Source organism: Bradyrhizobium sediminis (assembly GCF_018736105.1).
Classification (GTDB): domain Bacteria; phylum Pseudomonadota; class Alphaproteobacteria; order Rhizobiales; family Xanthobacteraceae; genus Bradyrhizobium.
In genome coordinates this window covers 4,946,805-4,967,768 of the sequence record NZ_CP076135.1, presented here as the reverse complement: position 1 = coordinate 4,967,768, position 20,964 = coordinate 4,946,805, and the positions used below count along the sequence as shown (strand labels likewise).

17 protein-coding genes are annotated in these 20,964 nt (G+C 62.3%); 7 read left to right on the top strand and 10 right to left on the bottom strand.

Features of this window, described 5'->3' with window-relative positions; all coding sequences use genetic code 11:
- Positions 1-113 precede the first annotated feature (113 nt).
- The 8 genes from KMZ68_RS23715 to KMZ68_RS23680 all read right to left on the bottom strand — a co-directional run bounded on the left by KMZ68_RS23715 (position 114) and on the right by KMZ68_RS23680 (position 8,665).
- Positions 114-1,394 (bottom strand): glycerate kinase type-2 family protein, encoded by a 1,281-nt coding sequence (locus tag KMZ68_RS23715; protein ID WP_215613537.1) that lies wholly within the window; start codon positions 1,392-1,394, stop codon positions 114-116.
- A 122-nt stretch (positions 1,395-1,516) separates the two neighbouring features.
- On the bottom strand, positions 1,517-2,746 hold the full coding sequence (locus KMZ68_RS23710; RefSeq protein ID WP_215613536.1) for an ABC transporter substrate-binding protein: 1,230 nt from the start codon (positions 2,744-2,746) through the stop codon (positions 1,517-1,519).
- 153 nt (positions 2,747-2,899) lie between these two features.
- Positions 2,900-4,129 carry an ABC transporter substrate-binding protein gene (locus tag KMZ68_RS23705; protein ID WP_215613535.1) on the bottom strand — a complete coding sequence of 410 codons (1,230 nt, stop codon included), beginning with the start codon at positions 4,127-4,129 and terminating at the stop codon, positions 2,900-2,902.
- A gap of 186 nt (positions 4,130-4,315) precedes the next feature.
- A complete protein-coding gene (locus KMZ68_RS23700) occupies positions 4,316-5,332 on the bottom strand; it encodes a branched-chain amino acid ABC transporter permease (RefSeq protein WP_215613534.1) in 1,017 nt (338 codons plus the stop codon).
- Between the two features lie 2 nt (positions 5,333-5,334).
- On the bottom strand, positions 5,335-6,213 hold the full coding sequence (locus KMZ68_RS23695) for a branched-chain amino acid ABC transporter permease (RefSeq protein WP_215613533.1): 879 nt from the start codon (positions 6,211-6,213) through the stop codon (positions 5,335-5,337).
- 11 nt (positions 6,214-6,224) lie between these two features.
- Entirely contained in the window at positions 6,225-6,938 is a 714-nt protein-coding gene (locus KMZ68_RS23690) for an ABC transporter ATP-binding protein (RefSeq protein WP_215613532.1), read from the bottom strand.
- A complete protein-coding gene (locus KMZ68_RS23685; RefSeq protein WP_215613531.1) occupies positions 6,935-7,732 on the bottom strand; it encodes an ABC transporter ATP-binding protein in 798 nt (265 codons plus the stop codon). Before KMZ68_RS23685 ends, KMZ68_RS23690 begins: the two co-directional genes overlap by 4 nt.
- A 72-nt stretch (positions 7,733-7,804) precedes the next feature.
- Positions 7,805-8,665: an IclR family transcriptional regulator gene (locus KMZ68_RS23680; RefSeq protein ID WP_215613530.1), complete on the bottom strand. Its 861-nt coding sequence runs from the start codon at positions 8,663-8,665 to the stop codon at positions 7,805-7,807.
- A 212-nt stretch (positions 8,666-8,877) separates the two neighbouring features.
- On the opposite strand from KMZ68_RS23680, the gene KMZ68_RS23675 reads away from it, so the two are divergent.
- The 6 genes from KMZ68_RS23675 (at position 8,878) to glpK (ending at position 18,038) form a co-directional block, all read left to right on the top strand.
- Positions 8,878-10,974, top strand: a complete 2,097-nt coding sequence (locus tag KMZ68_RS23675; protein ID WP_215613529.1) for a 3-hydroxyacyl-CoA dehydrogenase NAD-binding domain-containing protein — start codon at positions 8,878-8,880, stop codon at positions 10,972-10,974.
- A gap of 195 nt (positions 10,975-11,169) precedes the next feature.
- On the top strand, positions 11,170-12,849 hold the full coding sequence (gene pimA / locus KMZ68_RS23670) for a dicarboxylate--CoA ligase PimA (RefSeq protein WP_215613528.1): 1,680 nt from the start codon (positions 11,170-11,172) through the stop codon (positions 12,847-12,849).
- 54 nt (positions 12,850-12,903) lie between these two features.
- Positions 12,904-14,094, top strand: coding sequence for a pimeloyl-CoA dehydrogenase large subunit (gene pimC, locus KMZ68_RS23665; protein WP_215613527.1), 1,191 nt, complete (start codon positions 12,904-12,906; stop codon positions 14,092-14,094).
- Positions 14,095-14,223: 129 nt separating this feature from the next.
- The gene (gene pimD / locus KMZ68_RS23660; RefSeq protein WP_215613526.1) at positions 14,224-15,366 is read left to right on the top strand and encodes a pimeloyl-CoA dehydrogenase small subunit; all 1,143 of its coding nucleotides are present in this window, start codon (positions 14,224-14,226) and stop codon (positions 15,364-15,366) included.
- A 125-nt stretch (positions 15,367-15,491) separates the two neighbouring features.
- On the top strand, positions 15,492-16,265 hold the full coding sequence (locus tag KMZ68_RS23655; RefSeq protein ID WP_215613525.1) for an SDR family NAD(P)-dependent oxidoreductase: 774 nt from the start codon (positions 15,492-15,494) through the stop codon (positions 16,263-16,265).
- Positions 16,266-16,526: 261 nt separating this feature from the next.
- Positions 16,527-18,038 carry a glycerol kinase GlpK gene (glpK, locus tag KMZ68_RS23650; protein ID WP_215613524.1) on the top strand — a complete coding sequence of 504 codons (1,512 nt, stop codon included), beginning with the start codon at positions 16,527-16,529 and terminating at the stop codon, positions 18,036-18,038.
- Positions 18,039-18,056: 18 nt separating this feature from the next.
- Here glpK and KMZ68_RS23645 read toward each other — a convergent pair whose 3' ends face one another.
- Both KMZ68_RS23645 and KMZ68_RS23640 read right to left on the bottom strand, forming a co-directional pair.
- Positions 18,057-18,917 carry an SIR2 family NAD-dependent protein deacylase gene (locus KMZ68_RS23645; RefSeq protein ID WP_215613523.1) on the bottom strand — a complete coding sequence of 287 codons (861 nt, stop codon included), beginning with the start codon at positions 18,915-18,917 and terminating at the stop codon, positions 18,057-18,059.
- Positions 18,914-19,912, bottom strand: coding sequence for a ParA family protein (locus KMZ68_RS23640; protein ID WP_215613522.1), 999 nt, complete (start codon positions 19,910-19,912; stop codon positions 18,914-18,916). Before KMZ68_RS23640 ends, KMZ68_RS23645 begins: the two co-directional genes overlap by 4 nt.
- A 223-nt stretch (positions 19,913-20,135) precedes the next feature.
- On the opposite strand from KMZ68_RS23640, the gene KMZ68_RS23635 reads away from it, so the two are divergent.
- A complete protein-coding gene (locus KMZ68_RS23635; protein ID WP_215613521.1) occupies positions 20,136-20,816 on the top strand; it encodes a transglutaminase-like domain-containing protein in 681 nt (226 codons plus the stop codon).
- Positions 20,817-20,964: the final 148 nt, after the last annotated feature.

The window sequence follows — 20,964 nt, the reverse complement described above, 5'->3', positions numbered from 1 at the left end:
CCCCGCGCGAGCGCAATTGCGCTCGTCGCTGGAGGAGCGGCCTCTTGGCCGCGTCTCGAGGGAGCGTCATGGTTTGAGACGCGCGCAGGCGTGCTCCTCACCACCGGGGTCTGCTAGTCCACCAGGATCACCCGCATATCGTTGACATTGGTCAGCGTCGGGCCAGTCAGCAGGAGATCGCCGGTTGCGCTGAAGAACGCTGACGCGTCGTTGTTGTCGAGGTACGCCTTGGGATCGAGCCCGAGCGACTTCATCTTCGCGAACGTGGCGGAATCGATCATTGCGCCCGCGGGATCGGCGGCGCTGCCGGCGCCGCCGTCGGCGCCGTCGGTATCCGCCGCCAGCGCCGAAATGCCGGGCGTGTCCTTGAGCAGGCCGGCCAGCGCCAGCGCATATTCCTGGTTGGGGCCGCCGCGGCCATTGCCGCGCACGGTCACGGTGAGTTCGCCGCCCGACAGGATCGCCACGCGCCTGTTCGCCGCGCGGGCCTGCAGCGCCAGCCTGGCGTGATCGACGGCGACGTTGCGGGCCTCGCCTTCGAGGTCGGCGCCGAGTCCGATGATCTCGTAGCCAGCGTCCCTGGCCAGCCGGATCGCGGCGTCCAGCGACGCCTTCGGCTGCGCGATCAACTCAAAACGTGCGCGCGCAAACGCGGCATCGCCCGGCTTGCAGCTCTCGTTCCGGGGGTCGTCGAGCGCGATCCGGATCGCGTCGTCGACCTGAAGGCCGTATTTCGCGACCAGCGCGCGCGCATCCGCAAGCGTGGTCGGATCCGGCACCGTCGGTCCGGACGCGATGGCGCTCGGATCGTCGTGCGGAACGTCCGATATCGCCAGCGTCACGATTTCGGCCAGCTTCCCGGCGCGTGCCAGCCGCCCGCCCTTGATCCGCGACAGGTGTTTGCGAACGGTGTTGACCTCACCGATCGGCGCGCCCGAGCGCAGCAGCGCCCGGTTCAGCTGCTGTTTCTGCATGAACGATACGCCCTCGGCCGGCGCGATCCAGTTGGCGGAACCGCCACCCGACAACAACACCAGCAAGAGATCGTCGACACCCGCGCTCGCGGCCAGCCGGAGGCTGTCCTCGGCGCCCTTGAGGCCGGCCTCGTCGGGGACGGGATGGCCGGCTTCGACCACCCGAATCCGCCGCGTCGGCACGGCATGGCCGTGGCGGGTGGTGGCGATGCCGGTGAGGCGCGACGGCTCGAGCCCCAGTTCGTCGAGATAGTGCCGCTCCGCCGCCGCAGCCATCGCAGCCGCGCCCTTGCCGGCGGCCAGACAGATCACGCGGCCCTTCGGCGCCGGGCGCAGATGCCGAGCCAGCACCACGTCGGGATGCGCGGCGGCGACGGCGGCATCATAGATCGCGCGCAGGAGAGGGCGTCTGTCGGTCATCGTGTCACGGGGATGCGAGCTGAAACCTGTGGTCCGGTTATCCATCCGTTTTGCACAAAAGAAAACCCCCGCAGCGCGCTGCGGGGGTTTGAGAGCCCTGAAGGGCGGCGCAGGTTAGTGCGTCAGTTGGTGGCGTCGGCGCCCAGGATTTCGCCGAACCTCTCCCAGGTCTCGCCCTTGAACTTGATCAGCTGCACCTGCGAGATCGGAGCAAAGTCGGTGGCGCTGGTGTTGACCTTGATGCCGGGCAACAGGCCGCCGAGCTCCAGATCCTTGATGCTGGCCGCCTGCTTCATGACGTTCTCGCGGGTGAGATTGTCGCCGGAAGCTTTCAGCACGTGCGCGAGGCCTTGCGCGACCGTGTAGCCGTACATCACCGAGCCATCGATCCGGTTGCCTTCGGGGAAGTACTTGGTGAGGAACTCGTCGAAGGCCTTCATGCCGGCATCGTTCTTCCACTGCGGATCGGACGTATCCTTCAGGTAGGCCGACGAGATGATGCCCTGGCCCGCTTCAAAGCCGGCCGGCTTCATCACGCTGCCGATCGAGGCGGAGACGTTGTTGAGGAAATGAAGCGGCTTCCAGCCGATTTCCGCGTTCTTCTTGATCGCCTGCGCGGCGAATTTCGGCGTGGTGATGTTCACGAAGACGTCGGCGCCGGTGGATTTGAGCTTGACGATATGGGAGTCGATGGTCGGCTCCGAGACCTCGTAGCTTTCTTCCATGACGATCATCGAAGTCGCCTTGGCGCCGAGTCCGTCCTTCAATCCCTTCAGGTAGTCCTTGCCGTAATCGTCGTTCTGATAGAGCACGGCGATCTTGGCGTTCGGCAGTTCCTTGAGGATGTACTTGGCGTAAATCTGGGTTTCGTTCTGGTAGTTGGGCTGCCAGCCCATGGTCCAGGGGAAGCCCTTCGGATCGTTCCACTTGGTGGCGCCGGTAGCGACGAACAGCTGCGGCACCTTCTTCGAGTTCAGGTATTTCTGGATCGCCGTATTCGACGGCGTGCCCAGCGGATTGAAGACCAACAGCACCTCATCGCTCTCGACCAGCTTGCGCGCCTGCTCGACGGTCTTCGGCGGGCTGTAGGCGTCGTCATAGCTGATGAAATTGATCTTGCGGCCGTTGATGCCACCCTCGGCATTGATCTTCTTGAAGTAGGCCTCTGCAGTCTTGCCGATCACCCCGTAGGCGGAGGCCGGTCCGCTGTAGGGCATGATGTTGCCGATCTTGATCTCGGTGTCGGTGGCGCCGGTGTCGTATTTCTTCTGGGCGAGCGCGGCGCTGCTGGTTGCGGCAAGCGCAACGAACGCGGCCGAGGCGATCGCAAGTTTTTTGGGGGTAGTAAGCATTCAGGGTCTCCCTTTTCTTGATGTTGGGTGCGTTATGTTCTTCTTGGCACGGCCGGATTGAATACCATTTGGCGGCGGCCATCAAGGAAAAGCCCCTGCGCCGGGGGGGCGCAGGGGCTCTTTCCTTGGCAGTCGGTTAATCCCGCCGGAGCGTCAGCCGCCGACGTCGCCGCTGATGACCTCTCCGAACAGATCCCATTTGTCGCCCTTGAACCGCATCAGCTGAAGCTGGGAGATCGGGGCGAAGTCGGTGGGACTGGTATTGACCTTGATGCCCGGCAGCATGCTGCCCAACTCAAGCCCCTTGATGTTGGCCGCCTGCTTCATGATGTTCTCGCGGGTGAGATTGTCGCCGGAGGCCTTCAGCACGTGCACGAGGCCTTGTGCGACCGTGTAGCCGTACATCACCGCGCCATCGATCCTGTTGCCTTCAGGGAAGTACTTGGCGAGGAACTCGTCGAAGGCCTTCATGCCGGCATCGTCCTTCCACTGCGGATCGGACGTATCCTTCAGATAGGCGGACGAGATGATGCCCTGGCTGGCTTCAAAGCCGGCCGGCTTCATCACGGCGCCGATCGAGGCGGACACGTTGTTGAGAAAGTGCAGCGGCTTCCATTCGATTTCGTGCATCTTCTTGATCGCCTGCGCCGCGAATTTCGGCGTGGTGACGTTGAAGAAGATGTCGGCGTTGGTCGACTTCAGCTTGACGATGTTGGAATCAATGGTCGGCTGCGAGGTTTCATAGCTTTCCTCGGCAACGATCATGGTGGCTGCCTTGGCGCCGAGACCATCCTTGAGGCCTTTGACGTAGTCTTTGCCGTAATCGTCGTTCTGATAGAGGATGGCGATCTTGGCGTTCGGTTTTTCCTTGAGAATGTATTTGGCGTAGATTCGGGACTCGCTCTGGTAGTTGGGCTGCCAGCCCATGGTCCAGGGGAAGTCTTTCGGGTCGTTCCACTTGGTGGCGCCGGTGGCGACGAACAGCTGCGGCACCTTCTTCGAGTTCAGGTATTTCTGGATCGCCGAGTTCGGCGGCGTGCCCAGCGGATTGAAAACGAGCAGTACTTCGTCGCTCTCGACCAGCTTGCGCGCCTGTTCGACCGTTTTCGGCGGGCTGTAGGCGTCGTCATAGCTGACAAAGTTGATCTTGCGACCGTTGATGCCACCCTCGGCGTTGATCTTCTTGAAATAGGCCTCTTCGGTCTTGCCGATCACGCCATAGGCGGAAGCAGGACCGCTGTAGGGCATGATGTTGCCGATCTTGATCTCGGTATCGGTGGCGCCGGTGTCGTATTTCTTCTGTGCGAGTGCGCCGCTGCTGGTTACGGCAAGCATCGCGAGGGCAGCCGAAAAGGCCCCCAATCGCAGTTGGATAGCAGGCATTTTGATCTCCCTGGGTCCTGATGTGACTGTGTCATTGTTTTTATTGGACGCACTTTTCGGCGCCTGCCTGCATTCAATACCTTCTGTGGGTGCCCATCAAGAAAAAGCCCCCTGCAACGGGGGTCGCAGGGGGCTTTTTTATTGGGAACAGATTCGACGCGTATTCCGCTAGGTGGAATACGTTCGTTAACCCTTCTTGAGTTTGCCGATCAGTTGCTGGGCGACGATGGCGACCTGCCGCGCGCCGTGCGGCACCAGGAAGATCACGAGGAACAGCAGCACGCCGAACACCGCGCCGGACAGGCCCTTCGAAATTCCCTCCGCGATGTTCGGCACGAAGATGATGAAGGCCGAACCGACGATCGAGCCGGGCAGCCATCCCACGCCGCCGACGACCATGCCGAGAAACAGCGAGATCGCCAACGTGATGGTATAGCCGTCGGGCGCGACGAACTGCACGGCGATGGCTCCAAGGCCGCCGGCAACGCCGGTGATGCCGGCGCTGACGCCGAATGCCAGCGTCTTGTACAGCGCGACATCGATGCCCATCGCGGAAGCCGCGATCTCGTTGTCGCGGATAGCCATGAAGGCGCGGCCGGAACGCGACTTCAGGAGGTTGATCGAGAAGATGTAGATCGCGATCGAGACCACGAGCGTGAAATAATACAGCCACTTGTCCTGCGAGATCGGCAGGCCGAACGGCGCATCCGGCTTGGTCACCACCAGGCCCTGGACGCCGCCGGTCCAGTGTTCGAAGACACCGAGCTTCAACAATTGCGGCATTGCCACTGCCAGCGCGAAGGTCGCCAGCGCCAGATAGACGCCGCTCAAGCGCAGCGCCGGCTGACCGAACAGGAACCCGAAGCCAAAGCAGATAATGCCGGCAATGGGCAGCGTCAGGGCATAATTCATGCCCACATGTTCCATCAGAATGGCCGAAGTGTAGGCGCCGACCGCGTAGAAGGCGCTCTGGCCCAGCGAAAACTGGCCACTGCCGCCGGTCAGGATGTTCAGCGCCAGCACCGCCAGCGCGTAGATCAGCACCATCGTCAGCTGGAAGACGATGAAATTCTTCATGAACACCGGCGCGATGACCAGCAATCCCAGCACCACGAGCGAGGTGCCGTAGCCCAGCGTCATGGCTCTCTTTGGAACGGCCTCGACCGCCGGTGCTTCGTTTGCGACTTCCTCAATTGCGCTCATGATCAAACTCGCTTCACGATGGGACGGCCAAACAGGCCCGCCGGTTTGAGAACCAACACGGTGATGATAAGCGCCAGTGCGATCGGCAATTTCAGTTCATTGCCGACGCCGGGGATATAGGTCCCGGCGAGATTCTCGAACACGCCGACCAGGAAGCCGCCAACCACCGCACCGAGAGGACTGGTCAGGCCGCCGAGGACGGCGGCGGCAAACCCGTAGATCAACACACCGCCCATCATGTTCGGTTCCAGGAACACCACCGGCGCGATCAGCATGCCGGCGATCGCGCCGATCGCGGTCGCCATGCCCCAGCCAAGCGCGATCATCCAGCTGGTGTTGATGCCGACCAGCCGTGCCGATTCCGGCAACGACGCGGCCGCGCGCATGGCAAGGCCGATCCGCGTGAACTGAAAGAAAATATAGAGCAGGATCAACAGTCCTATCGTGACGCCGATCATGCCGGCCTGATGGGTCGAGATGAGCTGACTGCCGAGAAAAGGCGACGATCCGAACGGCGTCGGATACTGCTTGATCGTGAAGTCCCAGGTCAGCCCGGCGACGCTGTTGACGATCGCGAACAATGCGATGAAACCGGCGACATTGGTCAGGAGAGGCGCCTTGGCAAGCGGCTTGAACAGCAACCGCTCGATCAGGATGCCGCCGGCGAACGAAAATGCCAGCGTGAGCAGGAAGGCCCACCAGTAGGGCACGCCCCATTGCATCAGTTGCCAGGAGATGAACGTCGAGAACATCGCCATTTCGCCCTGGGCGAAATTGAGATGATCGATCGCCTGGTAGATCATGACGACGGCGAGCGCCATGCAGGCATAGATCGCACCTGTGGCGATGCCAGCCAGGACTTGGTTGATAAAAAGTTCCATGGCTGCGCTCCTCAATAACCGAGATAGGATTTACGGACGTCTTCGTTGCTCGCGATTTCGGCGGCGCTTCCCGACATCACGATGCGTCCGGTTTCGATGACGTAGGCCTTGTCGGCGAGCTCGAGTGCAAGCTGTGCATTCTGCTCCACCACCAGAATGGTGACCTTGTCCTCGCGGTTGATCTTGCCGAGGATCTTGAACAGATCGCGCACGATCAGCGGCGCGAGGCCGAACGACGGTTCGTCCAGCAGCATCAGCCGCGGGCGCAGCATCAGCGCGCGGGCGACCGCCAGCATCTGCTGTTCGCCGCCCGAAAGCGTGCCGGCCTGCTGGGTGTGCCGCTCCTTCAGGACCGGAAAGTGATCGTACATGCGCTCGATGTCGGAGACGACGCCGGCCCTGTCCTTGCGCGTGATCGCGCCGAGTTGCAGGTTTTCCTCCACCGTCATGGTGGTGAAGGTGCCGCGGCCCTGCGGCACATGGGCGATGCCGAGGCGGACGATGTTTTCGGTGGAGCGGCCGGTGAGCGGCGCACCGTCGAACTCGATCCCGCCGGTCGAACGCACCATGCTGCAGATCGCCCGCAAGGTGGTGGTCTTGCCGGCGCCGTTGGCGCCGAGCAGCGTGGTCAGGCTGCCTTCGTTGAGCGAGAAGGAGAGGCCGTGAAGCGCCTGGACCTGGCCGTAATAGGCCCTGAGATCCTTGACGTTAAGCATCGCGGTCATTGGTCCTTGCTCCCCAGATAGGCTTTGATGACATCCGGGTCGGATTGCACCTGGGCCGGCGTGCCTTCGGCGAGCTTGCGGCCGAAGTTCAGCGCGACCACGTGGTCGGCGATCGACATCACCAGACCCATGTGATGTTCCACCAGCAGCACGGTCATGTGGCGATCGTCGCGAATCCGGCGGATCAGGTCGCCGAGTACGTGGACTTCCTCGTGGTTGAGGCCGCCGGCGGGCTCGTCGAGCAGCAGGATCTTCGGTTCCGCAGCCAGTGCGCGCGCCAGTTCGACGCGCTTCTGGGTGCCGAACGGCAGCCCGGACACCACGGTGTGCGCGACGGCGTCGAGCTCGAGATAGCTGACGATTTCGTGGACGCGCCGGTTGATCTCGGCCTCGCCGCGGCGGACCCAGCCCAGTTGGAGCGAGTCCGAGATGATGTCGCTGTTGGTGCGTGAATGGGTGCCGACCCTGACATTGTCGAGCACCGAAAGATTGGGGAACAGCGCCACGTTCTGGAAGGTGCGGCCGATGCCGATTTCGGCGATCCGGTGCGGCGGGCGCGTCAGGATGCTCTCGCCTTCCATCAGGATGTCACCGGAGCTCGGCTGGTAAAGCCTGGAGAGGCAGTTGAAGAGCGTCGTCTTGCCGGCGCCGTTCGGCCCGATCAGGCCGAGTATCTGGCCCTTGCGCATGTCGAACGACACGCCATTCAACGCGACGATGCCGCCGAACACGACGCTGACGTCGCGAACCGCAAGCAGGGGACTCTGTCCCTGCGCGAGCTGTGCCTGCATCATCTTGCTCCGCCCGCGTCGATCGTTGGGCGGAAGCGGCCATGCGAATTGTTTCGCCGGTCGCAACGATGAAGGCTACCTGATCCCCTCAGCCACACGTGCAACTTTCCCTCCTGCTTTCAATTTCTTGTCATCTTTTTTTGATTGCGGCGCCGCGCCACCCAAGGCCGCTTCGATGTTCCTTACCATCGCCACGAGGCGAGGTCCAATATCGTTGCGCAGCCGATCTTCCGTGAAACGGAATGCGGGCGCGCCGCAATTGAAGGCGTACGGACCGGTTCCGTCGTTGAGCTTCAGCCCTACGCCGACCGCGTGGATGTCGTCATGCCACTCACCGGCCGAGATCGCGAAACCGAATTTTTCCACCGTTTCGCCGGCGCGTTCGATGCCGTCGCGCATCCGCGGCCAGCGGCTGCCGTAGTGCTCGCGCAGTTCGCGCAGCAGCGCGCCGCGCTCATCGTCCGGCAGCGCCCAGATATAGGCGCGTCCCATCGCGGTGGTGGCAATCGGGACTCGCGAGCCGACGTCCAGTTGCACGCCCAGCGTTTGACCGCGGCTCTGGCCGAAGTAGATCATGCTGGTGCGGTCGCGGCCGCCGACGGCGACCGCGCCACCGGTCTCGCGCATGAGTTCCTCGCGGAAGGGTTCGGACAAATGCCGGACCCCGAGGTTTGCAAGGGCGGCATACCCCAGCGCCATGGCTGAAGGCGCCAGCTGATACTTCTCGAACCGCGGAACCGGTGTAAGGTAGCCGAGCTTGGTCAAAGTATAGGTCAGCCGCGAAACGGTTGGCTTCGGCAAGTTCGTACGGGCCGCGATCTCTTGATTGCCAAGAAGCCCGTCGTTGGGATGGAATGCGCGCAAAACATCAAGGCCGCGGGAAAGCGCGACGACGAAACTGCGATCGGTCGCCACTTTCTTGGCTGGACGTTTCATTGCCTGCTGCTGAACGGACCTCGTTGACAACGGACGTGCTTCAAAATAACCCTCCGTGTCAAGGTGTGGAATTGAATTTCGCAGTGCGAAATAAGCAAAAATGTAGCCACTCAACGCAAGTGCCGTAGCTACTGAACGCAAGTTAACAAGTGCCGTAGCTTCTCGACGCAAGTTAAGAAGCCATCCAAGAACAGGTATCCAGGGAGAGTCTCGTGAACGAAGTGGTCAAGCTCGAGCGTCATGATGTTATTGCCATCGTCACGGTTAACAGTCCTCCCGTCAACGCGCTGAGCGCCGCCGTGCGCGGCGGTATTTTCGATTGCATGAAAGCGGCGATCGCCGATCCCGAAGTAAAGGCGATCGTGCTGACCTGCGGCGGCCGCACCTTCATCGCCGGCGCCGACATCACCGAATTCGGCAAGCCGCCGAAGCCGCCCGGCCTCGCCGAAGTGCTGGTCGCGATGGAGAACTCGCCGAAGCCGATCATCGCCGCGATTCACGGCACCGCGCTCGGCGGCGGCCTCGAAGTAGCATTGGCCTGTCATTTCCGGGTCGCGACCAAGGACGCACGGCTCGGCCTGCCCGAAGTCAAGCTCGGCCTGCTGCCGGGCGCCGGCGGCACCCAGCGCCTGCCGCGTGCGGTCGGCCCCGAACTCGCGGTCAAGATGATCGTCGGCGGCGATCCGATCGGCGCGGCCGACGCGCTGAAGAACGGCCTGATCGAGGAAATCGTCGAAGGCCCGGCGTCGGGCGGCGAGGCCTTTGCCCGCAAGGTGCTGGCCGAGAAGCGCCCGCTGCGCAAGCTGCGCGACGACGACTCCAAGCTCGCCGCCGCCAAGGCCGACCGCTCGATCTTCACCAACGCGGTCGCCGCCCTGACCAAGAAGGCGCGCGGGCTGGAAGCCCCGTTCGCCGCCGCGGATGCGGTCGGCGCCGCGATCGACCTGCCGTTCGACGAAGGGCTGAAGAAGGAGCGCGAGGGCTTCCTGAAGCTCTTGACCAGCGATCAGTCGAAGGCGCAGCGCTACGCCTTCTTCTCCGAGCGTGAAGCCGCCAAGATCGCCGGCGTGCCCGAGGGCACCAAGCCGCGCAATGTCGAGCGCGTCGCCATCATCGGCGCCGGCACCATGGGCGGCGGCATCGCGATGTCGTTTGCCAATGCCGGTATACCGGTGACTCTGATCGAGACCGGCGAAGAGCAGCTCAAGCGCGGCATGGGCGTGATGCAGAAGAACTACGAGGCCACCGCGGCCCGCGGCGGCATCCCTGCCGACGCGCCGGCCAAGCGCATGGGTCTGATCGACGGCAAGGTCGGACTCGAGAACGTCAAGGACGCTGACCTGATCATCGAGGCGGTATTCGAGACCATGGCGATCAAGAAGGAAGTGTTCGCCGCGCTCGATAAATACGCCAAGCCCGGCGCGGTGCTGGCTTCCAACACCTCCTATCTCAACATCGACGAGATCGCGAAGGAAACCAAGCGTCCGCAGGACGTTTTGGGCATGCACTTCTTCTCGCCGGCCAATGTGATGAAGCTGTGCGAGATCGTGCGCGCAGCCAAGACCGCGCCGGACGCGCTGACCACCGCAGTCGCCGTCGCGCGCAGAATTGCAAAAGTGCCGGCAGTGGTCGGCGTCTGCGACGGCTTCGTCGGCAACCGGATGCTGGCGCAGCGCGGCAAGCAGGCGGAGAAGCTGTTGTTCGAAGGCGCGCTGCCGCAGCAGGTCGACGCCGTGGTGACCAAGTTCGGCATGCCGATGGGACCGTTCGCGATGGGCGATCTCGCCGGCCTCGATATCGGCTGGCGCTCGCGCAAGGACCGCGGCATCAAGTCGGAAATCGCCGACGCGCTGTGCGAAGCCGGCCGCTTCGGCCAGAAGACCGGCAAGGGCTATTACAGGTATGAAGGCGGCTCGCGCGCGCCGCTGCCCGATCCTGAAGTCGAGAAGCTGATCGACGAGACGCTGCAGCGGCTGGGGCGCAAGAAGCGGGTGGTCTCGGACGAGGAGATCCTCGAGCGCATGATGTATCCGATGATCAACGAGGGCGCGCGGATCCTGGAAGAGAAGGTCGCGGCGCGTCCGAGCGATATCGACGTGATCTGGCTCTATGGTTATGGCTGGCCGATCTACCGCGGCGGCCCGATGTTCTATGCCGACCAGGTCGGCCTCAAGCACATCGCCGAGCGCCTCGCCTATTACGCCAGGGAGACCAACGATCCCTCGCTGGAGCCGTCACCGCTGCTCAAGCGCCTCGCCGCCGAAGGCCAGACCTTCGCGTCGCTGACGCAGACGGCGAAAGCGGCGTGATGGGATGAACCGGATGTGCTCTGCTCCGCGCCTCAACCCGTCGTCCCTGCGAAGGCAGGGACCCCAGCGTGAGCGCCAAGGGCGCTCATCGCGGCGCTGGGAACTCGCGTTTTGGCGCGGGGGTAGAGACCTTTCTTCAATGTCGAGATTCGGGGTTATGGGTCCCTGCGTTCGCAGGGACGACGCGGAAAACTCATGACCCACCCCGGCGAACAGTTCTATCCGCAAGGCGTCCACTGGGACGATCCGATCGCGCGCGGGACGCTGCCTGACCTGCTGTCGCACGCGGCGGCGGAATACGGCGCGCGGCCGGCAATCGAATTCCGCGACCGTCCGATCAGCTACACCGAGCTCGAAGCCAAGGTCGAGGTCGCGGCCGCGGCGTTCCTGCGCGCCGGCTACGGCCGGGACAATTCGGTCGCGCTGTTCCTCGGCAACACGCCCGATCACCCCGTCAACTTCTTCGGCGCGCTGAAGGCCGGCGCCCGCATCGTGCATCTCAGCCCCCTCGACGGCGAGATCGCGCTGTCGCACAAGCTCAGCGATTCCGGCGCGCGGGTGCTGGTCACCAGCAATCTTCAGGCGCTGTTGCCGACCGCGCTGAAATTCCTCGACAAGGGTCTGCTCGACCGCCTGATCGTCTGCGAGGACGACGACTGGGGCAAGGCCGGCACGCCGCAGACGCCGCTGCCCGCCAATCCCGCCATCGTCACCTACCGTCAGTTCGTCGACGGCGCGACCAGGCCGGCGCAGTGGCCGCAGATCGCGGTCGATGACGTTGCACTGCTGCAATATACCGGCGGCACCACCGGGCTGCCCAAGGGCGCCATGCTCAGCCACGGCAACCTGACCTCGGCGGTTTCGGTCTACGACGTCTGGGGCAAGACGGCGCGCGCCGAGCGCAACGCCATCGAGCGCGTGATCTGCGTGCTGCCGCTGTTTCATATCTTTGCGCTGACGGTGGTGCTGCTGTCCTCGCTCCGGCGCGGCAATCTGATCTCGCTGCATCAGCGCTTCGACGTCGAGGCCGTGATGCGCGACATCGAGGTCAAGCGCGCCACTGCCTTCCCCGGCGTGCCGACGATGTGGATCGCGATCGCCGCGCTTCCGGATCTCGACAAGCGCGATCTGTCGTCGCTGGTGAGCTGCGGCTCGGGCGGCGCGCCGCTGCCGGTCGAAGTCGCCAGGATATTCGAGCGCAAGGTCGGCATGAAGCTGAAGAGCGGCTGGGGCATGACCGAGACCTGCTCGCCCGGCACCGGCCATCCCAAGGAAGGCCCGGACAAGCCGGGCTCGATCGGGCTGATGCTGCCCGGCATCGAAATGGACGTGGTCGCGCTCGACGATCCCAAGAAAATTCTGCAGCCGGGCGAAGTCGGCGAAATCCGCATCCGCGGGCCGAACGTGACCAAGGGTTACTGGAACAAGCCAAAGGAAACCGCCGAGGCCTTCGTCGGCGACCGCTTCCTCACCGGCGACATCGGCTACATGGATCCGGATGGCTATTTCTATCTGGTCGACCGCAAGAAGGACATGATCATCTCCGGCGGCTTCAACGTCTATCCGCAGATGATCGAGCAGGCGATCTACACTCACCCCGCGGTGCATGAAGTGATCGTGATCGGCATTCCCGACGATTATCGCGGCGAGGCGGCCAAGGCCTTCATCAAGCTGCGCGACGGTGCTGCGCCGTTCACGCTGGACGAACTCAAGGCGCTGCTCGCCGGCAAGCTCGGCAAGCACGAAATTCCCGCCGCGCTGGAATTCGTCGACGAACTGCCGCGCACCCCGGTCGGCAAGCTGTCGCGCCATGAATTGCGCAACCGGCAGCCGGCGCCGGGAAAGCAACCGCAACTCGTATCCGGAAGTCGTTAAACACAACGCGTAACTAACTAACGAATGTAGTTCATTCGCACACAGGAGGATCCGATGGATCTCGCTTTCAGCAAGGAAGAAGCAGCGTTTCGTGAGGAAGTGCGGGCGTTCTTCAGGGACAACGTGCCGACGGAGACGCGGCGGAAACTGGTCGAGGGCCGTCATCTCTCCAAGGACGAGATGGTCGCCTGGTGGCGCATCCTGAACAAGAAGGGCTGGGGCGTCTCGCACTGGCCGAAGGAATATGGCGGCACCGGCTGGAGCTCGGTGCAGCACTACATCTTCAACGAGGAACTGCAGATGCACCCGGCGCCGGCGCCGCTCGCCTTCGGCGTCAGCATGGTCGGCCCGGTGATCTACACCTTCGGCAACGAGAAGCAGAAGAAGCAGTACCTGCCGCGCATCGCCAATGTCGACGACTGGTGGTGCCAGGGCTTCTCGGAGCCCGGCTCGGGATCGGACCTCGCCTCGCTCAAGACCAAGGCCGAGCGCAAGGGCGACAAGTACATCATCAACGGCCAGAAGACCTGGACCACGCTGGCGCAGCACGCCGACATGATCTTCTGCCTGTGCCGCACCGACACCAATGCGAAGAAGCAGATGGGCATCTCCTTCATCGTGTTCAGCATGAAGTCGAAGGGCGTCACGGTGCGCCCGATCGAGACCATCGACGGCGGCCACGAGGTCAACGAGGTGTTCTTCGACGACGTCGAGGTGCCGGTCGAGAACCTGATCGGCGAGGAGAACAAGGGCTGGGATTACGCCAAGTTCCTGCTCGGCAACGAGCGCACCGGCATCGCCCGGGTCGGCGTCTCCAAGGAGCGGCTGCGCCGCATCAAGGAACTCGCCTCCAAGGTTGAATCCGGCGGCAAGCCGATCATCCAGGACCAGGGCTTCCGCGAGAAGCTTGCCGCCTGCGAGATCGAACTCAAGGCGCTCGAGCTCACCCAGCTGCGCGTGGTCGCCGACGAAGGCAAGCACGGCAAGGGCAAGCCCAATCCGGCGTCCTCGGTGCTGAAGATCAAGGGTTCGGAAATCCAGCAGACCACCACCGAACTCCTGATGGAAGTGATCGGCCCGTTCGCCGCACCCTACGACGAGCACGGCGAGGACGGCAGCAACGAGGCGATGGACTGGACCGCGCAGATCGCCCCGAGCTACTTCAACAACCGCAAGGTCTCGATCTACGGCGGCTCCAACGAGATCCAGCGCAACATCATCACCAAGGCCGTGCTGGGGTTGTGACCGTCATTCCGGGGCGCGCGTGAGCGCGAACCCGGAATCTCGAGATTGTGGCACCCGGAGATTCCGGGTTCACGCGAAGACGCGTGCCCCGGAATGACTCGCTTCTAAGTATCAAGGAAAGTAGAGAACATGGATTTTGATCTGTCCGAGGAGCAGCGGCTTCTCAAGGAAAGCGTCGACGGGCTGTTGAACGACTCCTACGACTTCGACGCGCGCAAGAAATACCGGGCGGAGAAGGGCGGCTGGAGCAAGGCCGTCTGGAGCAAGCTCGCCGAACAGGGCCTGCTCGGCCTGCCGTTCCCGGAAGCCGACGGCGGCTTCGGCGCCGGCGCGGTCGAGACCATGATCGTGATGGAGGCGCTCGGCAAGGCGATGGTGCTGGAGCCCTATCTGCCGACCGTGGTGATCGCAGGCGGCTTCCTGCGCCATGGCGGCTCGGCGGCGCAGAAGGCCGCGCATATCCCCGGCATCATCGACGGCAGCAAGACTTTTGCCTTTGCGCAGCTCGAGAAGAATTCGCGCTATGACCTTTCCGACGTCGCCGCCACGGCGAAGAAGAAGGGCGACGGCTGGGTGATCGACGGCGAGAAGTTCGTCGTGATCAACGGCGAGAACGCCGACAGCTTCGTGGTGACCGCGCGCACCAAAGGCGGCCAGCGCGACAAGACCGGAATCGGCGTGTTCCTGGTGCCGGCCAACGCCAAGGGCATCGCCAAAAAGGGCTATCCGACCCAGGACGGCCTGCACGCGGCCGACATCGCCTTCACCGGCGTCGAGGTCGGCGCCGATGCGGCGATCGGCGATCCCGAGAACGGGCTCGCCTTGATCGAGCGCGTGGTCGACGAGGCCCGCACCGCGCTGTGCGCGGAAGCGGTCGGCGCGATGGATGAATCGCTGAAGACCACCGTCGAATATCTCAAGACCCGAAAACAGTTCGGCGTGGCGATCGGCAGCTTCCAGACCCTGCAGCATCGCGCCGCCGACATGTTCGTCGCCGTCGAGCAGGCCCGCAGCATGTCGATGTTCGCGACCATGGCGGCCGATTTCGACAACGCCAGGGAGCGCGCCACCGCCATTGCGGCGGCCAAGGTACAGATCGGCAAGTCGGCGAAATTCGTCGGCCAGCAGTCGATCCAGCTCCATGGCGGCATCGGCATGACGCAGGAGGCGAAGATCGGCCACTACTTCAAGCGGCTGACCATGATCGAGAACACCTTCGGCGACACCGAATACCATTTGCGTCGCGTCAGCGACGGCGGCGGGTTGGTGTAGGATTGGAGCTGTCATTCCGGGGCGCCGCATAGCGGCGAACCCGGAATCTCGCGCCACGACTTCTGGATTCCGGGTCCACGCGCGTTCGCGCGTGTCCCGGAATGACGAGCTAGGAGCGACAAGCAATGAAAAGCACCCCGTTCGATCTCACCGGCAAGGTCGCCGTCGTCACCGGCTCCAGCCGTGGCATCGGCCGCTCATCGGCCGAATTGCTGGCGAAGCTCGGCGCCAAGGTGGTGATTTCGAGCCGCAAGGCCGACGCCTGCGAGGAAGTGGCCGCGGGCATTCGCAAGGCGGGCGGCGACGCCCACGTCATTCCCTGCAACATCTCGCGCCGCGAGGAAGTCGAGGCGCTGATCGCGGGCACCACCAGGCATTACGGCAAGATCGACATCCTGGTCTGCAACGCCGCGGTCAATCCCTATTACGGCCCGCTGCTCGACATCAAGGACGAGGCTTTCGACAAGATCATGAACTCCAACGTCAAGAGCAACATCTGGCTCTGCGCGTTGGCAATCCCGCAGATGGCGGCACGGGGCAACGGCTCGGTGGTGATCGTCTCCTCGATCGGCGGATTGCGCGGCTCGACCGTGATCGGCGCCTACGGGATTTCCAAGGCGGCGGATTTTGCATTATGCCGCAGCCTCGCCGGCGAATGGGGCCCGAAGGGCGTGCGCGTCAATTGCGTCGCGCCGGGCCTGATCAAAACCGATTTCGCCAAGGCGTTGTGGGAAGACGAAGAACGCCTGAAGCGCCGCTGCGCCACCACACCCTTGCGCCGGATCGGCGAGCCCGACGAAATCGCCGGCGCCGTCGCCTATCTCGGCTCCGACGCCTCGAGCTTCATGACCGGCCAGACCATCGTGGTGGATGGTGGCGTGACGACGGCATCGGTGTAGCTCTCTTTCTTCCCCCTGCTCTTGTGGGAGAAGGAAGAAGGGGCGCACACGGATTCTCAACGCGTCGTCCCTGCGAACGCAGGGACCCATACCGCGTTGAGCCCTCGATTGAGATGAGGCGGCGGACATTGTTGGCAAAATTCGCGGTTGTGGTTATGGGTCCCTGCGTTCGCAGGGACGACACTGGATATTGACGAACCATCCCCAATCCGCTTGCCTTGCCTCAAGCACCACCCAACAAGCATCCCGGGAAGCAACGTCATGTCCTTTGTGCTGGCCATCGATCAGGGCACCACATCCTCGCGCGCCATCGTGTTTCGCAGCGACATCTCGATTGCCGCCACGGCGCAAGCTGAATTCCCGCAGCATTTTCCGGCCTCGGGCTGGGTCGAGCACGAGCCGGAGGACATCTGGACCTCGACCATTGCGACCTGCCGCGAGGCGCTGAAGAAAGCCGGCGTCACCGCGAAGGATATCGCCGCCATAGGGATCACCAACCAGCGCGAAACGACCGTGGTGTGGGACCGCGCCACCGGACAGGCGATCCACCGCGCCATCGTCTGGCAGGACCGCCGCACCGCCGACATCTGCGCCAAATTGAAGGCCGAAGGCCATGAGCCGGCGATAGCAGGCAAAACCGGCCTGATCGTCGATCCCTATTTCTCCGGCACCAAGGTCGCCTGGATCCTCGACCACGTCCCCGGCGCCCGCGAACGCGCGATGCGCGGCGAGCTCCTGTTCGGCACCGTCGATTGTTACCTCTTGTGGCGGCTGACCGGCGGCAAGGCGCACGCGACCGACGCCACCAACGCCTCGCGCACGCTGCTGTTCAACATCCACACCGGGCAGTGGGACGATGATCTCCTGAAGCTCTTGCGGGTGCCGCGCTCGATGCTCCCGGAGGTGAAGGATTCCTCGCACCATTTCGGTGACAGCGTGCCCGAATTGTTCGGCGGCGCGATCGCGATCTCCGGCATCGCCGGCGACCAGCAGGCCGCCACCATCGGCCAGGCCTGCTTTGCGCCGGGCATGATGAAGTCGACCTACGGCACCGGCTGCTTCGCGCTGCTCAACACCGGCGCCACGCCGGTCGCCTCGAAGAACAAGCTGCTCACCACCATCGCCTATCAATTGAACGGCCAGCGCACCTACGCGCTCGAAGGCTCGATCTTCGTCGCCGGCTCCGCGGTGCAGTGGCTGCGCGACGGGCTCGGCATCATCAAGCAGGCCAGCGAGACCGGCCCGCTCGCCGACAAGTCCGATTCGATGCAGTCGGTCTACCTGGTGCCGGCCTTCGTCGGCCTCGGCGCCCCCTACTGGAATCCGCGGGTGCGCGGCGCGCTGTTCGGTCTCACCCGCAACACCGGCCCCGCCGAACTCGCCCATGCCGCGCTCGAAAGCGTCTGCTACCAGACCTTCGACCTGTGGGCCGCGATGCGCGCCGACTGGCCGGATGCCAAGGCCGCCCATGTCGTGCTCCGCGTCGACGGCGGCATGACCGCCTCGGACTGGACCATGCAGCGCCTCGCCGATCTCTTGGACGCGCCGGTCGACCGCCCGATGATCCAGGAAACCACCGCGTTAGGCGCCGCCTATCTCGCCGGCCTCGCCGCCGGCGTCTATCCCGAACCGGCAAAATTCGCCGACAACTGGCGGCTGGAACATCGCTTCAAGCCGGCGATGTCTGCTGCGACGCGCGAGCGCAAGCTGGCGGGCTGGGCGCGGGCGGTGAAGGGGCTGCTGGCGAGCGATGAGGGGGAGGTTTATCTCTGAGCTGCGGCAAGCAATATATCACCAGTCCATCGTTCGCGTTAGTAACACACGCTTGTCGCCGACAAGTTTAACCAATTCCGTCAAAGAGGCGACCAACTCTGCATGATTCTTCTTGGGTGAGTATGCGAGAGTTTTTATATTCCGCGTCTGTCTTATCGTGGCGATCATATCGGCATGAAAATTGTCTCCTGAAGTCATATAATGCGGTAGTCCAGATGAAAATTCTGCCGCGCTATCTTCGAAAAGTAATTGGAAATCCGGATCGTCCAATCCAGCGCCGACAATCAGCACAGTATTGGTATTAACTAGCGCATCTAAGAGAGAATAGAAGCCGGCATATTTTGTTCGCGCCAGCGCATAGTCGCTCCGCGTAAAAATCATTTTAGCTGGTTCATGGATTGAGCCGTGCGCTTTCAATACGAGCCGATCGTTTCGGCGGATTCCGTCGATGATATCTGCATCGTCGTAGTTCTTTACCAAGATAGTTTGTTGAGACTCTGAGACGGCGTACCCGTCATAAATGAGGTCGAAATTCGGAGTTAAGACTATTCGACAGTCAAGTTGGTAAAGCAGTTTATGAATTTCAGCAGTCTGAAATTTTGGCTCAACGAAAGATTGACGAAGAAAAGGCACCCATCCGTCGTCAATATGCTTTTTCAACCATTCGCAGGCGTCAAGGTATTGTCCCCGTTGAATGGCCTTCTTTATGTGTGGGGGCTTGGGCTCGCATTGATCCAGAGCTGCTTCCAAAAATCCGTGCCAAGTTGGTGGGCGAGAACCATTTTGTCCGACGGAATGTCTCGATATTCCTGAACCGATCATCAGCACGGCTCTACGTCGTGCGATGTCAGTAACTAACTGATCGGGCCACTGGATCATCCTAAGCTCTGCAAATTCGTCTCAAAGCGTTCGGCAATGCCTTCGAAGAGATCGTAGGACTCTTTTACTTTAGAAAAGTGTGCGCCCCTCACGCCGTCGCTTGAGCGAAGAGCAAAGATTGGCCGCCGAGCAAACTGCGCCATTGGAATTAGGCTGAACAGATTCGGAATCGTGCCGAGTTGATATTTTAGTTTGTTGTAGTCTGGCTGAAGCTTGTCGACGAAGTTCGTCTTTATGACTGGCCCCACCTTCTTCATGATTCGCTCATAAGCTTTGACCGCAACGAGCCCTCCTTGCCCATCAGTCCTAGCCTTGTATTGCTGAGTAACATAGCCCGCGAATCTAATTCGCATCTCTTGAGCGATCCCATCAGGCAGGGCATCTTTATCTTGAAGATTGTCTAAGGCCGTTGCGAGTTGCTTTTTCCACGTCTCAATCGAAATTCGAATATTTTCGACCGCCTTGAGACTGAATATGTCTATGGTCATCGGGCTTACAAAATAGTCGCAAGCAAGAAGAACGGATCTATTGATTGATCCTAACGAGGGGCCGACATCAAAGAAGACGTAATCATATTGAGTGCATCGTGTTAGTAGTTCTGAAAACAGATAACCGGTCCTAATTCCTCGACCTTCGCCTCCTAATCCGCTGCTCCAGTCTCTCGCTAACAAGTCCTCCTTTAGCGAAAGCCGGGGATCGCCAATCAAAATGTCGAAGCCGAAATCGGCGCGCTCTTTTGTGCTTACCTGTCGATTGTAGCCCTTCCCGAGAGAGAGAGGGTGAATGATGCTGTAGATCGTGAAGGCGTCGTTCTTCTCGTAAAGTTCCTCAGTTTCATCATCAGTGAAGGTTAGTTGTGTGGCGTTACATTGGGGATCGGCGTCGATGACAAGGACCTTCTTGCCTTTTTCGAGAGCCAGAAAGGCTGCAAGATTGCAAAGAAGGGTGGTTTTCCCTACGCCACCCTTGTTGTTGAAAACCGCTATCGATTTCATCTTGCCTCTCAATTGCTCCCAGCGAAATATCAAATCATAGTTTATTGGGTTGTAGGTAGATAGCCACAGGTCTTACAGCCTTAGCAAGTGTAAGGGCAGAGAACCCGGCTGGCCGAGTCAAGCCCGGCCATGACGAGCGAGTCATGCCCCTAACCGACGCCGCTTCGGCAACGGCACCAGCCAGACCATTTGCCAACCCAATGCCCTTTGCTACACTTGCGGCATGACCGACATTCTTCCCGACACGATCCGCCGCCTCTACACCGATCCCGGCGAATATATCGACAGCGACCATCCGGCCGTCAGCCACTTCGCCGGCGCCGCCGCTCCGCCTGACGCAAGCGAGCGCGAGAAGGCCAGCCTGCTCTACAGAGCGGTGCGCGACGGCATCCGCTATAACCCTTACGTCGACATGCGCGCGCCAGAGACGTTCCGGGCCTCGAGCGTGCTTGCGGCCGGGGTCGGCTATTGCGTGGGCAAGGCGGCGCTTTATGCGGCCGCCTGCCGCGTCCACGGCATTCCCGCCCGTGTCGGATTCGCCGACGTGCGCAACCACCTCACGACCGAGAAGCTGCGCCAGAGCATGGGCACCGACATCTTCACCTGGCACGGCTACACCGAAGTCCATGTCGACGGCGCCTGGCGCAAGGCCACCCCGACCTTCAACGCCACGCTGTGCGCCAAGGTCGGCGTGCATCCGCTCGATTTCGACGGCCACAGCGACGCGCTGCTGCATCCCTTCGACGGCGAGGGCCGGACCTACATGCAATATGTCTGCGACCACGGCTCGTTCCACGACGTTCCCGCCAAATTCCTGATGCGCGAGATGGCGCGCGACTACGCCCACATGCAGGGCGAGGACCTCTCGGGCCGCGACATGGAACGGGAAGCGGTGCAAGGTTGAGCGGCTGGTTTCTTCCTTCTCCCCTTGTGGGAGAAGGTGGCGCGAAGCGCCGGATGAGGGGTCTCTATCCGCGGAGACAGACCCCTCACCCGTCTCGAATGCGCTGAGCGCATTCGAGCCACCCTCTCCCACAAGGGGAGAGGGGAAG

What these genes read in the sequence shown, in the direction of transcription:
- KMZ68_RS23715 (WP_215613537.1), bottom strand. Translation starts at nt 1,394, where the DNA reads ATGACCGACAGACGCCCTCTCCTGCGCGCGATCTATGATGCCGCCGTC.
- KMZ68_RS23710 (WP_215613536.1), bottom strand. Translation starts at nt 2,746, where the DNA reads ATGCTTACTACCCCCAAAAAACTTGCGATCGCCTCGGCCGCGTTCGTT.
- KMZ68_RS23705 (WP_215613535.1), bottom strand. Translation starts at nt 4,129, where the DNA reads ATGCCTGCTATCCAACTGCGATTGGGGGCCTTTTCGGCTGCCCTCGCG.
- KMZ68_RS23700 (WP_215613534.1), bottom strand. Translation starts at nt 5,332, where the DNA reads ATGAGCGCAATTGAGGAAGTCGCAAACGAAGCACCGGCGGTCGAGGCC.
- KMZ68_RS23695 (WP_215613533.1), bottom strand. Translation starts at nt 6,213, where the DNA reads ATGGAACTTTTTATCAACCAAGTCCTGGCTGGCATCGCCACAGGTGCG.
- KMZ68_RS23690 (WP_215613532.1), bottom strand. Translation starts at nt 6,938, where the DNA reads ATGACCGCGATGCTTAACGTCAAGGATCTCAGGGCCTATTACGGCCAG.
- KMZ68_RS23685 (WP_215613531.1), bottom strand. Translation starts at nt 7,732, where the DNA reads ATGATGCAGGCACAGCTCGCGCAGGGACAGAGTCCCCTGCTTGCGGTT.
- KMZ68_RS23680 (WP_215613530.1), bottom strand. Translation starts at nt 8,665, where the DNA reads ATGAAACGTCCAGCCAAGAAAGTGGCGACCGATCGCAGTTTCGTCGTC.
- pimA (WP_215613528.1), top strand. Translation starts at nt 11,170, where the DNA reads ATGACCCACCCCGGCGAACAGTTCTATCCGCAAGGCGTCCACTGGGAC.
- pimC (WP_215613527.1), top strand. Translation starts at nt 12,904, where the DNA reads ATGGATCTCGCTTTCAGCAAGGAAGAAGCAGCGTTTCGTGAGGAAGTG.
- pimD (WP_215613526.1), top strand. Translation starts at nt 14,224, where the DNA reads ATGGATTTTGATCTGTCCGAGGAGCAGCGGCTTCTCAAGGAAAGCGTC.
- KMZ68_RS23655 (WP_215613525.1), top strand. Translation starts at nt 15,492, where the DNA reads ATGAAAAGCACCCCGTTCGATCTCACCGGCAAGGTCGCCGTCGTCACC.
- glpK (WP_215613524.1), top strand. Translation starts at nt 16,527, where the DNA reads ATGTCCTTTGTGCTGGCCATCGATCAGGGCACCACATCCTCGCGCGCC.
- KMZ68_RS23645 (WP_215613523.1), bottom strand. Translation starts at nt 18,917, where the DNA reads ATGATCCAGTGGCCCGATCAGTTAGTTACTGACATCGCACGACGTAGA.
- KMZ68_RS23640 (WP_215613522.1), bottom strand. Translation starts at nt 19,912, where the DNA reads ATGAAATCGATAGCGGTTTTCAACAACAAGGGTGGCGTAGGGAAAACC.
- KMZ68_RS23635 (WP_215613521.1), top strand. Translation starts at nt 20,136, where the DNA reads ATGACCGACATTCTTCCCGACACGATCCGCCGCCTCTACACCGATCCC.